This window comes from Sphingomonas sp. Tas61C01, assembly GCF_052567495.1.
On the sequence record NZ_CP199583.1, the window covers coordinates 2319518 to 2331668 of the forward strand.

Annotated in this window: 12 protein-coding genes; 3 read left to right on the forward strand and 9 right to left on the reverse strand. The window is 69.8% G+C overall.

All coding sequences use genetic code 11. The features are described from left to right. The first annotated feature begins 21 nt into the window (after nucleotides 1-21). Nucleotides 22-528, forward strand: a complete 507-nt coding sequence (locus ACT009_RS10805; protein ID WP_445191094.1) for a ubiquinol-cytochrome C chaperone family protein — start codon at nucleotides 22-24, stop codon at nucleotides 526-528. Further along, nucleotides 525-1043, forward strand: coding sequence for a YceD family protein (locus tag ACT009_RS10810; protein WP_445191095.1), 519 nt, complete (start codon nucleotides 525-527; stop codon nucleotides 1041-1043). The genes ACT009_RS10805 and ACT009_RS10810 overlap by 4 nt, the downstream gene beginning before the upstream one ends. 1 nt (nucleotide 1044) lies before the next feature. Here the strand turns inward: ACT009_RS10810 and ACT009_RS10815 are convergent, their stop codons facing one another. Together ACT009_RS10815 and ACT009_RS10820 are read right to left on the reverse strand one after the other, a co-directional pair. Next, the gene (locus ACT009_RS10815; protein ID WP_445191096.1) at nucleotides 1045-1584 is read right to left on the reverse strand and encodes a SixA phosphatase family protein; all 540 of its coding nucleotides are present in this window, start codon (nucleotides 1582-1584) and stop codon (nucleotides 1045-1047) included. Between the two features lie 12 nt (nucleotides 1585-1596). Beyond that, entirely contained in the window at nucleotides 1597-4329 is a 2733-nt protein-coding gene (locus ACT009_RS10820; RefSeq protein WP_445191097.1) for an ATP-dependent DNA helicase, read from the reverse strand. 94 nt (nucleotides 4330-4423) lie between these two features. Between ACT009_RS10820 and ACT009_RS10825 the strand changes: the two genes are divergently transcribed. Then, nucleotides 4424-5683: a dipeptidase gene (locus ACT009_RS10825; RefSeq protein WP_445191098.1), complete on the forward strand. Its 1260-nt coding sequence runs from the start codon at nucleotides 4424-4426 to the stop codon at nucleotides 5681-5683. Between the two features lie 18 nt (nucleotides 5684-5701). Here the strand turns inward: ACT009_RS10825 and ACT009_RS10830 are convergent, their stop codons facing one another. The 7 genes from ACT009_RS10830 to ACT009_RS10860 all read right to left on the reverse strand — a co-directional run bounded on the left by ACT009_RS10830 (nucleotide 5702) and on the right by ACT009_RS10860 (nucleotide 12131). Next, nucleotides 5702-6241 carry a hypothetical protein gene (locus ACT009_RS10830; protein ID WP_445191099.1) on the reverse strand — a complete coding sequence of 180 codons (540 nt, stop codon included), beginning with the start codon at nucleotides 6239-6241 and terminating at the stop codon, nucleotides 5702-5704. A 62-nt stretch (nucleotides 6242-6303) separates the two neighbouring features. Beyond that, a complete protein-coding gene (gene nhaA, locus ACT009_RS10835; RefSeq protein WP_445191100.1) occupies nucleotides 6304-7506 on the reverse strand; it encodes a Na+/H+ antiporter NhaA in 1203 nt (400 codons plus the stop codon). Beyond that, nucleotides 7503-8702, reverse strand: a complete 1200-nt coding sequence (locus tag ACT009_RS10840) for an MFS transporter (RefSeq protein WP_445191101.1) — start codon at nucleotides 8700-8702, stop codon at nucleotides 7503-7505. Before ACT009_RS10840 ends, nhaA begins: the two co-directional genes overlap by 4 nt. A gap of 120 nt (nucleotides 8703-8822) precedes the next feature. Further along, nucleotides 8823-10403, reverse strand: a complete 1581-nt coding sequence (locus ACT009_RS10845; RefSeq protein ID WP_445191102.1) for a lysine--tRNA ligase — start codon at nucleotides 10401-10403, stop codon at nucleotides 8823-8825. 41 nt (nucleotides 10404-10444) lie between these two features. Next, entirely contained in the window at nucleotides 10445-10630 is a 186-nt protein-coding gene (locus tag ACT009_RS10850; RefSeq protein WP_445191103.1) for a Trm112 family protein, read from the reverse strand. Further along, nucleotides 10627-11238, reverse strand: coding sequence for an LON peptidase substrate-binding domain-containing protein (locus tag ACT009_RS10855; protein WP_445191104.1), 612 nt, complete (start codon nucleotides 11236-11238; stop codon nucleotides 10627-10629). The genes ACT009_RS10850 and ACT009_RS10855 overlap by 4 nt, the downstream gene beginning before the upstream one ends. Then, on the reverse strand, nucleotides 11235-12131 hold the full coding sequence (locus ACT009_RS10860) for a tetratricopeptide repeat protein (RefSeq protein WP_445194064.1): 897 nt from the start codon (nucleotides 12129-12131) through the stop codon (nucleotides 11235-11237). Before ACT009_RS10860 ends, ACT009_RS10855 begins: the two co-directional genes overlap by 4 nt. Between the last annotated feature and the right edge of the window lie 20 nt (nucleotides 12132-12151).

Sequence of the window (12151 nt, forward strand, 5' to 3'; positions counted from 1 at the left end):
GGCGCGGATAAGGACCGTTCATTGGGTTGGTTTGGCAGGTTGTTGGGGCAGCGCCAGGACGAGGCGTTGCCGCTCTACAACGCGGTGGTTGCGCGCGGCCGCGCGCCGCATTGGTATCGCGAGGGCGCGGTGCCCGACACCGTCGACGGGCGCTTCGACATGATCGCCGCGGTGCTGACGATGGTGCTGCTGCGGCTCGAGACCGATCCTGCCGCGGCCGAGACCAACGCACGCCTCACCGAACGATTCGTCGACGACATGGACGGGCAGCTCCGCCAGCTCGGCATCGGCGACATCATCGTCGGCAAGCATATCGGCAAGATGATGAGCATGCTCGGCGGCCGGCTCGGCGCCTATCGCAGCGCGATCGCGGCGGGGGACCTCTCCCCCGCGCTGGTCCGCAACCTCTATCGCGGCGCGGCGCCCGCCCCCGACGCGCTCGCGCATGTCGATGCCGGCTTGACGTCGTTCCGCACGGCATTGGCGACGACGCCGCTCGACCGGCTGATCGCGGGGGAGCTGCCGTGACACCCGAATTCAGCCGCCCCGAGCGGGTCGACACGATCGGCGACCGCGCCCGCGCGATCGAGATCGGCGCCGACGAGGCCGAGCGTGCGGCATTGGCGCGGCGCTTCGATCTGGTCGCGATCGACCGGCTCGATGCGCAGTTGACCGTGCGTCGGGAGGGGGGCGGGATCACCGTGACGGGCAGCGTCGCCGCGGCGGTGGTGCAGGCTTGCTCGGTCACCGACGAGCCGCTCGCGGTCACGATCGACGAGCCGGTCGCGCTGCGCTTCGTCGAGGCGCTCGATCTGGGCGAGGAGGTCGAGCTCGACGAGGGCGCACTCGACACCGTGGAGATCGAGAACGGCGTCATCGACCTCGGCGAGGCCGCAGCGGAGACGATGGCACTGGCGCTCGATCCCTTCCCGCGTGGTCCCGGCGCGGCGGCGGCGCTGAAGGCGGCCGGGGTGATCGGCGAGGAGGAAGTGGTGCCGTTCAACGCACTCACCGAGGCGCTGAAGGCGAAGCTCCAGCGCTAGATCAGTCGTCGTCCGGCCCTAGGCTCGGATCGAGATCGCGCGGGCGGATGAAGCGGGCGAGCGTCGCGCCCGCGGGCCCAGCCTTCGCCCAATCGTCGATCGCGAGCCCGAGTTCGGCAACGCTCGCGGTCGGGTATTTCGCCTCCACCGCGTCGCGCAGCCGATCCTGCGAATCGGGGACGAGCTGGAGCACCAGATCCTCCAGCCCCGGATTATGCCCGACCAGCAGCACGCGGGTCGCCGCCGCCGGCAGCTCGCGCACCACGTCGAGCAGCGTCACCGACGACGCCAGATAGATGCGCCGGTCCCACACCGCATCGAGTGCACGGCCATAGCCGGTAGCGACCTCGCCCAGCGTCTCGACCACCCGGATCGCGGGCGAGGCGACGACATGGTCGAACGCGACGTCGAGGCTGCGCAGGTGTCGGCCGATCATCGTTGCGGCACGCCGGCCCTTCGGGTTGAGCGGACGATCGAAATCGCGCGTGACGGGATCGTTCCAGCCGGACTTGGCGTGGCGCAGCAGCGTCAGCGTCTTCAACCGGTGTCTCCGTCAGGCGTCGAGAGCCGCCTCATGCCCCAGAGTCGGGGTGATGGGAAGGGTCGGCCCATGCAGCGGGCCGAGCCGCGCGCGCACCCGCGCCACCGCCTCGTCCAGCGTCACCCGCGCGATCCCGACACCGGGTGGGAACGCCGCCAGCAAGCGCGACGGCATCGCCGCCGACAGCATCACGAACGCGCCGCGATCGTCGGCGCGCCGGATCAGCCGCCCGAACGCCTGTGCCAGCCGCGCGCGGACCAGTCGATCGTCATAGGCGCTGCCGCCCCCCGCCAGCCGTCGCGCGGCGTGGAGCACGGTCGGCTTGGGCCAAGGCACGCCCTCCATCACCACCAGCCGCAGCGAATCGCCTGCGACGTCGACCCCGTCGCGCAGCGCATCGGTGCCGAGCAGCGACGATCCCGCATCGTCGCGGAAGATGTCGACCAGCGTGCCGGTGTCGATCGGATCGACGTGCTGCGCGTGGAGCGGCAGCCCCTCGCGCGCCAGCCGGTCCGCGATCCGGCCGTGCACCCCGCGCAGCCGGCGGATCGCGGTGAACAGCCCGAGCGTCCCGCCGCCCGCCGCGACGATCAGCCGCGCATAGGCGTTGGCGAGGCTGCCGATGTCGCCGCGCTTGACGTCGGTGACGATCAGCACCTCGGCCTGGTTGGCGTAATCGAACGGGCTCGGCGCCTCGAACCGGGCCGCCGCGCGGGCGAGATGCGGCGCCCCGACCCGCGCCTCCGCGGTGTCCCAGTCGCCGCCGCCGGTGAGCGTCGCGGAAGTGACCAGCGCGCCGTGCGCCGGCTTCAGCACGATCTCCGCGAACGGCCGGGTCGGATCGAGCCAGTGGCGGTGAAGCCCGACATCATATTCGCGCCCCTCGACCCGATCGACTGCGAGCCAATCGACGAAATCAGCATCGACCGGCCCGCCGACCCGCGCGAGCAGCGACAGCCACGCCGCCACCGTTTCCGCACGCCAGCCGATCGAGGCGATCGCGCCCTCGACCCGAGCGCGCGCCGCGGCATCCATCCAGTCGGGCGCCTCGGCGAGCACCGCCTCCAGCCGCCGGCCGAGCGTCACCAGCGGCCGGACCAGCGCGTCGAGCGCGGCGGCGGCGGGGGCAGCGGCCTCGATCAGCTCGGCCGTCGGTTCGGCCAGCTCGGTCTCGAGCCCATAGCCGGCATCGCCCGGCTGTTCGGCGCGCGCATAGGTCAGCCCGCGCACCGCCGCGAGCAGCGCCTCGATCGGACCGAAGGGCTGGCCCTCCGCCAGTCGCTGCAACCAGCCGTCGCTCGCCAGGTGCCGCGCCGCCTCGATCGCGTCCTGGATCGCGATACCCCCGGCCTCGTCATAGCTGGCGACGTCCGACAGCCGTGCCTGCAGCCCGCGCCGCCGCCCGCGGCCACCGCTTTCCGGGCCCAGGATCCAGCGGCGCAGCTCGATCGTCTCCTGCCCGGTCAGCGCCGCCGCGAACATCGAATCGGCGGCGTCGAACAGGTGATGCCCCTCGTCGAAGATATAGCGGGTCGGGCGGGTCGCCACCTCGCGCCCGCGCGCCGCGTTGACCATCACCAGCGCATGATTGGCGACGACGATATCCGCATCGGCGGAGGCGCGGGCAGCGCGCTCGATGAAGCACTTCCGGTAATGTGGACATCCCGCATAGACGCATTCGCCGCGGCGATCGGTCAGCGCGGCGGGGCCGTTGCGCCGGAACAGCGTCGGCAGCCAGCCGGGCAGGTCGCCCCCGACCATGTCGCCATCGACGCTGAACGCCGCCCACCGCGCGACCAGATGCGCGAGCACTGCCGCGCGACCCTGGAAGCCGCCCTGCAGCGCATCCTCCAGATTGAGCAGGCAGAGATAGTTCTCGCGGCCCTTGCGGGTGACGACGCGTTCCTTTCGGATCCGTTCGTCGGGGTAGAGCCGCGCGGTCTCGCGGCCGAGCTGGCGTTGCAGCGCCTTGGTATAGGTCGAGATCCACACCGCGCCGCCCGCGCGCTCGGACCAGATCGCGGCGGGCGCGAGATAGCCCAGCGTCTTGCCGATTCCGGTCCCCGCCTCCGCCAGCACCAGGTTGGGAGAATCGCGCACCGCACGCGGCGCGAACGCCGCACTCGCCGCCGCCGCATAGGCGCGCTGGCCGAGCCGTTCCTCCGCGCCCTCGCCGGTCAGGTCGATCAGCCGCGCCTCCGCCTCGCCGGGCTCGACGGCCACGGTCCGTGGTGCCGGGCGCGGCGCGTGCTCGTCCCATTCGGGCAGTTTCGAGAACAGCCAGCGCTCGTCGGTCGGCGGCTTGCGGATCGATCCCGCGACCACCTGCGCCCAAGGCCAGCGCAGCCGCGCGAGCGATTGCGCCGCCGCCCACGCCCCCTCGCGCTCCGCCCAGTCGCCGTCGGGCACCGCGATCAGCGCCGCCGCCGCCTCGCGCAGGAACGCGGCGACATCTTCGTCGCGCTCGGGCGGCGACAGGTCGACCGCGCGCGCCAGGCCCTTCGGTGTCGGCACCGCGAACCGCGCCGGATGCAGGAACGCGAACAGCTCGAGCAGGTCCAGGCCCGACAGCTCGGCATAGCCGAGCCGCTGCCCGATCAGCGGCGCGTTGAGCAGCAGCACCGGGGTGTCGGCGGCGATCCGAATCGCCTCGCTGCGCCCGATCTGGCGAGTCTCCTCGGCGGTCGCGAGCCAGATGCCGCCATGGCTGGCATGCAGCGCAGGATGGAGGAGCGGCGCGGTCACCGGCGACGTCTTAGCGGAACGAACAGGAAACGGAAGCGCGATCAAACCGCGACAGGGGCTGTTCCGCGCCGCCAAACTCTGCTCGATTGCCCCGATGAACCATCTCCGCCGCCCCCTCGCCGCCCTGGCGCTGCTCGCCGCCCCCGCGACCGCGCAGACCGACGCCAAGCTGACCGCGCGGATCGAGCGCGTGCTCGCGCAGAACCCGGTCATCGACGGGCATAACGATCTGGCCTGGGAGATCCGCGATACCCAGAAGGGCGCGGTCGAGGCGGTCGATCTCGGCAAGGACACCGCTGCGCTGCCGAGCCCGCTCCAGACCGACATTCCGCGGTTGCGCAAAGGGCATGTCGGCGGGCAGTTCTGGTCGGTGTGGATCCCCGCCGACACGCAGGGTGCGCGCGCGGTCGAACTGACGCTGGAGCAGATCGACATCGTCCGGCGGATGATCGCGGCCAACCCGGGCGCGCTCGGCTTCGCGGCGTCTGCGGACGATGTGCGCCGGGTCGAGCGCGCGGGGCGGATCGCGTCGTTGATCGGGGTGGAGGGCGGTCACCAGATCGACGGGCGGCTATCGGTGCTGCGTCAATATCGGGCGCTCGGCGTGTCGTACATGACGCTGACCCACGGCAAGAGCCTCGACTGGGCGGACAGCTCGACCGACGCACCCCGCGCCGACGGGCTCGATGCGTTCGGCAAGCGGGTGGTCGCCGAGATGAACCGGATCGGCATGATCGTCGACGTCAGCCACGTCGCCGACAGCACGATGCGCGATGCGCTCGCGGTGTCGCGCGCGCCGGTGATCGCGTCGCATTCGGGGGCGCGCGCGGTGACAGTTGCGCCGCGCAACATACCCGACGACCTGCTCGCCGCAATCGGCGCCAATGGCGGGGTGGTGATGGTCAACTTCTACCCCGCCTTCGTGTCCAACGCCTGGCGCGCCTGGGACGCGGCGCGCACCGCCTATGCGGCGGGCGCGGGGGTGCCGGCCAACGTCTATGGCGCGCGGGTGCCGGCGCCGCTGATCGCATGGGAGGCGGCGCATTTCGAACCGCGGGTGACGGCGGTCGAGGTCGCTGATCATGTCGACCACGTCGCGCGCGTCGCCGGCCACGATCATGTCGGGGTCGGCGGCGATTATGACGGCATCAACGGCACCGGACCGATCGGGATGAAGGGCGTCGACGGCTACCCCGCGCTGTTCGCCGAACTGGCCCGGCGCGGCTGGAGCGACGCGGATCTCGCCAAGCTCGCCAGCGGCAACATTCTGCGAGTGATGGATGCGGTCGAAAAGGTCGCGGCGAGCCTGGGCGACGAGACGCCCGCGGATGCGCTCGCGGTGTCGGCGCGGTAAGCCGTCAGCCGTCAGCCGTCAGCCGCCTGCCTGCCGCTTGTAATAGTGGAACACGAACCAACGCCCTGCCGCTTGCCATCCTTCGTTCTCCAGCCGGTCCGCCGTCAGCGGGCGGACGCTGCGCAGATAGTCCCATGCGGTGCCGCTCGCGCGGAACACCAGGCGGAAGGTGCCGATCTCGATCAGCTCGCGTCCGGCCGCGCCCTGTTGCGCCAGGATCTGGGCTTCGGTCAGCGGCGTGGTGCCGAGCTTGACGACGATCGCCTCCGCGGGCGGCTCGGCATCGTCGCGTTGACCGCCGAAGCGCTGTTGCGCGGCCTGTTTGCTGATCCCCAGCAGTGCGCCGATATCGACCCAGCTCATCCCCGCCCGCCGGGACGCGTCGATCCACAGGCCGAGCGAGCGGCGGCTCTCGTCCGCCAGGATCTGCGACGCGACGATCATCCGCGCATATTCCTCGCGCCGCTCGCCTTCGAACGACCCGAACGATCCCTCGTGCCAGGCCAGCCCGAGCGCCCGTGCCAGATCGCGCAATCGTTGTTCGTGGGAAATCGTCATCCGCTATCCGTCAATCGCCGCTTGACCTGCAATGGTTCGGCCGCGCGGCCGGCTCCGTCAAGTCAGCGCGGCACCGGCTTGCGTGCGAGCAGGATCGCGCCCGCAATCGCGGAGAGGATCGATCCGCCGAGCACGCCGATCTTGACCGCATCGATCAGGTCGGGGCGGTCGGGAAAAGCAAGGCCGCCGATGAACAGGCTCATCGTGAAACCGATCCCGGCGACCAGCGCCATGCCGTAGAGCTGTCGCCACGTCACGCCGGCGGGCATGCGCGCTAGCCCGGTGCGGCACGCCACCCAGATCGCGCCGAAGATCCCGACCTGCTTGCCGACGAACAGACCAAGCGCGATCGCGAGCACCAGCGGCTCGGTCAACGTCGCGATGCCGGTGCCCGCGAACGACACGCCGGCGTTGACGAAGCCGAACAGCGGCACGATCGCATAGGCGACCCAGGGGTGCAGCGCATGTTCGAGCCGGTGGAGTGGCGAATCGATATGATCGGGCGCGCCGGGCGATCGCCGGATCGGCACCACCATCGCCGCGAGCACACCCGCGATCGTTGCATGGACGCCCGACATCAGCACCAGCAGCCACAGGACGGCGAACCCGATCAGATACACCCACAAGGCGGTGATCCCGCGGCGGTTGCAGATGTATAGCAGCAGCAACAATCCGGCCGCGCCCAGCAGGGCAGGCAAGTGGATCGCCGCGGTATAAGCGAGCGCGATGATCGCGACCGCACCCATGTCGTCGACGATCGCGACCGTGGTCAACAGCAGCTTGAGCGAGGACGGCACCCGCGGGCCGAGCAGCGCCAGCACCCCGATCGCGAACGCGATATCGGTCGCCGCGGGAATCGCCCATCCCCTATGCAGGCCCGGGTCGTCGCCCGCGACTGCCAGATAGACTAGCGCGGGTGCGGCCATGCCAGCGACCGCAGCGATCACCGGCAGGCGCCGGCGACTCCATGTCGCGAGTTCGCCATCGACGAACTCGCGCTTGATCTCCAGCCCGACGAGCAGGAAGAACACCGCCATCAAGCCGTCATTGACCCATAGGTGCACCGTCATCGGTCCAAGTTCCGGCGCCAGCACTGGGCCGGTCTCGAGATGGAGCAGCGCGAAATAGGCGCTGGCCGCGGGGCTGTTGGCGGCGATCAGCGCCAGCACCGCAGCGACGATCAGGACGACGCCGCCGAGCGCCTCGCTCGCGAGGAAATCACGCAGCGCCGATGGGCGTTCGCGGCGAAGCTTCGCTTGGGTCACCCGCCCCGTGTAGCCGCCGCCGGCCGAAGGACAAGCGCTGGGCGGTCGACCGCAACCGACACCGCCCAGATCGCCAGCCCGCTCAAGGCCAGCGCGACGCCGACATAGCCGGTCGAGGTCCAGCCATAGCCGGCCGAGATCGCCATACCGCCGAGCCACGGCCCGAGTGCATTGGCGGTGTTGAACGCGCTATGGTTCAGCGAGGCGGCAAGCCCCTGCGCATCGCCCGCGACGTCCATCAACCGGGTCTGCAGCACGGTGCCGAGCGCCCCGCCGAACCCGATCGCGAAGACGTCGAGCGTCATCGTCCAGACGTTGCCCGCCGCCAGCGGATAGAGCGCGAGCGCTACCGCCATCCACACCAGCAGCGCGCCCGCGGTCGGCATCAGCGCGCGATCGGCAAAACGCGGCACCAGCAGGTTGCCGAGCGTCATCCCTGCCCCGAACGCCGCGAGCACCAGCGGTATGGTCGCGCCGGTAACGCCCGTGACCTCGGCGAGGGTGGAGGCGAGATAGGTATAGACCGCAAACAGCCCGCCGAAGCCGATCGCGCCGGTCGCGAGCGTCAGCCAGACCTGCGGTCGCGCCAAGGCGGTGAGTTCGCGCAAGGGGCTCGCGGCGACGTCCGGCTCGTCGGCGGGGGCGAACGCCGCCACCAGCGCCGCGGTCAGCAGGGCGAGCAGCGCGACGATCCCGAACACCCAGCGCCAGCTCGCGACCTGCCCCAGCCAGGTCGCGACCGGCACCCCGACGATCGTCGCGACGGTCAGCCCGAGCAGCACCCGCCCGACCGCCATGGTCCGCTTCTCGGTCGGCACCAGCGACGCCGCCACCAGAGCGGCGATGCCGAAATAGGCGCCGTGCGGCAGCCCGGCGAGAAAGCGGAAGGCGAACATCCAGCGATAGTCCGGCGCCAGTCCAGACAGGCCGTTGCCGACTGCGAACACCAGCATCAGCGCGATCAGCAGGGTACGGCGCGACAGCCGCGCGGCAAGCACCGCGATCGTCGGCGCACCGATAACCACGCCCAGCGCATAGGCGCTGATCAGATGCCCGACCATCGGCGCCGACACCCCGAGCCCACGCGCCAGATCGGGTTCGAGGCTCATCGCCGCGAATTCGGTAGTGCCGATCGCGAACCCGCCGACCGCGAGCGCAAGATGGACGAGCCCGACCGGGGCTTCTCGACGAGCCAATAGCTGTTTCCTGATGTTGCAGTGCAGCAACAACGGGTGGACGAGGTGGTCGTTCCCGTTAAGATGGTCGGGTTCGAGCGGGAGCAGGTAGAATGCGTAGGGCGGGACGGATCTTGCGACCTACCCGCCCACCCGCGCCAGCGCGTCCGCGATCAGCCGCCGTGTGTTCGCCACCCCGTAAAGCGCGATGAAGCTCCCCATCCGCGGGCCCTGCGACGAACCCAGCAGCGTCTCGTACAGCGCCTTGAACCAGTCGCGCAGCTCCGCGAAGCCGCCGGTCTTGCCGATTTCGTAGACGATGTTCTGGATGTCCTCCGCGCTCGCGCCGTCGGGCAGCGCGGCGAGATCGGCGTCGAGACGTTCGAGGGCGGCCACCTCCACGCCCTCGGGCGCGCGCCTGACCAGCGTCGGCACCACGAAATCGCGCGCATAGGCGAGGGCGTAGCCGATCAGCCGGTCGAGCTCGGGATCGCGATCCGGCGACGCGTCGGGCACATAGTTGGCGAGATAGCCCCAGACCTGCTCCTTGGTCGCTTCGCCCATCACCCCGACCAGATTGAGCAGCAACCCGAACGTCACCGGCAACGTCGCTGTCGGGACCTTGCCGTCATGGACGTGATGCACTGGGTTGCCGAGCTTCTGCGCAATCGGCTGGTCGGGATAATTGCCGCGGAACTGCCAATAATCGTCGATCGCGCGCGGGATCAGCCCGAGATGCAGCGACTTGGCCTTCTTGGGCTCGCGGTAGATGTAGAAGGCGAGGCTCTCGTCGGGGCCATAGGTGAGCCATTGGTCGATCGTCAGGCCGTTGCCCTTCGACTTGGAGATCTTTTCGCCCTTCTCGTCGAGGAACATCTCGTAGTTGAACCCCTCGGGCGGGCGCCCGCCGAGTACCCGCGCGATCTTCGACGACTGGACGACCGAATCGATCAGGTCCTTGCCCGCCATCTCGTAATCGACCCCGAGCGCGACCCAGCGCATTGCCCAGTCGACCTTCCACTGCAGCTTGGCGAGCCCGCCGAGCGCGGACTGCACCACCCGTTCGCCATTCTCGTCGGTGAAGGCGATCGTCCCGGCCTCGGCATCGATCACCTCGACCGGCACCTGCAGCACGATGCCCGTCATGGGACTGATCGGCAGCACCGGCGAATAGGTCGCGCGGCGTTCGGCACGCAGCGTCGGCAGCATGACGTCCTGGATCCCCTGAAACGCGCGCAGCACGCCCTTCAGCGCCTCGTCGAACACCCCGCCGGTATAGTGATCGGTCGATGACACGAACTCATAATCGAAGCCGTAGCGATCGAGGAAGTCGCGGAGCAGCGCGTTGTTGTGGGCGGCGAAGCTGTCGTGCGTGCCGAACGGGTCGGGCACCTTGGTCAGCGGCTTGCCGAGATATTCCGCGAGCATCGCACCGTTCGGCATGTTGTCGGGCACCTTGCGTAGCCCATCCATATCGTCCGAAAACGCGATCAGCCGGGTCGGCTGGTCCGACAGCGTGTGGAACGCGTTGCGGACCATCGTCGTGCGCAGTACTTCGTTGAAGGTGCCGATATGCGGCAGCCCAGAAGGACCATAGCCGGTCTCGAACAGCACCGGGGCGCCACCGGGCTTGCCGTCGGGATAGCGCTTCAGCAGCTTGCGGGCTTCCTCGAACGGCCAGACCTTGGCATCGAGAGCGGCGGAGCGGAGATCGTCGGTCATGACCGGCTCCTAGCGAGCGCATCGGGGCGCTGCTAGGGCGGTCACCCAATCGTCCGCGCCGCCTCGATCAGCAACACCGGCACCCCGTCACGCACCGGATACGCCACGCCCGCCGCGTCGGACACCAGCTCTTGCGCCGCCTCGTCGTAGCGAAGCGGGGTGCGCGTCGCCGGGCAGACGAGGCGTTCGAGCAGCCACGGATCGATCCCGGGCGCCGCACCGCTCATTGCAGCGTCACCCGCTCCTCGCCGTCGTGGCGGCCGAAGAACTGCATCAGCTGGATCGTCAGCTCGGCCCGCGTCTCGATATCGGTCGCTTCGAGCAACGCCTGCTTCGCCGCGGTGTCGAACGGCGCGATCTGCGCGATGCCGTTGACCAGGCTCTCGTCGTCGAGCCGGCCGACCGCGTCCCAATCGACCGCATAGCCCTGCGCATCCGCGAAGCGGCGCGATTCGAGCTCCAGCGACGATCGCCGCCCGAGCGATAGCGTCTCGCCGCTCGTCACCGGCAACAGCTCCGCCTCGACCTGGCGGAACGCGGTGGCGACGTCGAGCTCGCGGATCACGCGGAACAGCGACAATCCCTCCAGGATCAGGTTGTAGCGGCCGTCGTCGAGCGCCTCCACCTCGGCGATCCGGCCGACGCAGCCGATCGCGTAGAGCGACGGCCTGTCGCCGTCGCCCGACGGCTGGATCATCCCGATCCGCCGATCGCGCGCCATCGCGTCCGACACCATGGCCCGGTAGCGCGGCTCGAAGATGTGGAGCGGCAGGTGCATGCCGGGGAACAGCAACGCACCCGGCAGCGGGAAGATCGAGAGGCGGGTGACGGTCATCCGAACAGGATCGCCGATAGACGCCGGCGCTGCGCCGACACCCAGGGATCCTCGAGCCCGACCACCTCGAACAGCTTCAGCAGCTGCTGGCGTGCCGCACCCTCGTTCCAGGTACGATCGACCTGGATGATGTGGAGCAGCGTGTCGGCGGCGGCGTCACGATCGCCGTTCGCGACCTGGCCGTTGGCGAGCGTGAAGCGCGCGTCGAGATCGTCGGGCGCCGCCTCGACCGCGGCGATCAGCGGCGACAGGTCGTCGACCGGCGGTGCCGACTGCGCGAGCGCGAGCGCCGATTTGGCGCGCTCGACCGCGGGATCCTTGGCGAGCGCGTCGGGCAGGGCCGCGATCATCGCCTCGGCCTCGTCGACCTTTCCGCCCGCGACGAGCGCGCGGATCCGTCCCGAGACGACGGCGGGGTGTTCGGGGGCCATCTCCACGAGCTGATCGAAGATCGCCAGCGCGCGCTCGGCGTCGCCGCCGGCGAGCACCTCCTCGCCCATCGCGATCAGCGGCTCCAGCTCGGCCTCGGCGCTCGCCGCCTCAGACTGGATCGGCAGCTGCTTCAGCAACTGGTCGAGGATTACCCGCAGCGCCGATTCGGTGCGTGCGCTGGTCATGTCGGCGACCAGCTGTCCCTGGAACATCGCATAGACCGTCGGGATCGACTTGATCTGGAATTGCGCGGCGATGAACTGGTTCTTGTCGGTATCGATCTTGGCGAGCACCACGCCCTTGTCGGCATAGTCCGCGGCGATCTTTTCCAGCGTCGGCGACAATGCCTTGCAGGGCCCGCACCATTCGGCCCAGAAATCGATGATCACCAAGTTGGTCATCGACGGTTCGACGACGTCGCGACGGAATGTCTCGACGGCTTCCTTTTCGGCAGGCGACATACCTAGCGTGGCCAATGATT